This is a genomic window from Streptomyces sp. SID4985 (assembly GCF_009863025.1).
GTDB lineage: Bacteria > Actinomycetota > Actinomycetes > Streptomycetales > Streptomycetaceae > Streptomyces.
The window spans coordinates 1-206 of the sequence record NZ_WWIR01000221.1 but is presented as its reverse complement, the minus strand read 5'-3'; the positions used below and the strand labels follow the sequence as shown (position 1 = coordinate 206).

At 68.9% G+C, this 206-nt stretch carries 1 protein-coding gene; it reads right to left on the bottom strand.

The window, feature by feature from the left end; genetic code table 11:
* A partial coding sequence (locus tag GTW40_RS09000) for a cellulose binding domain-containing protein (RefSeq protein ID WP_202485619.1) occupies nt 1–206 on the bottom strand: 206 nt, incomplete at both ends.

Below are 206 nucleotides of genomic sequence, written 5' to 3'. Positions count from 1 at the left end.
CCCGACCAGGTGCCCTGCAACCCGAAGGCCACCGAACCCCCGGCGGCCACCGACCCGTTGTAGCTCAGGCTGCTCGCCGTGACAGCCGTGCCGCTCTGACTCACCTGTGCGTTCCACCCCGAGGTCACCTGCTGACCGGCCGCGAACGTCCAGGTCAGCGTCCAACTGCTCACCGCAGCACCCGTGTTGGTGATCGACACCTGGGC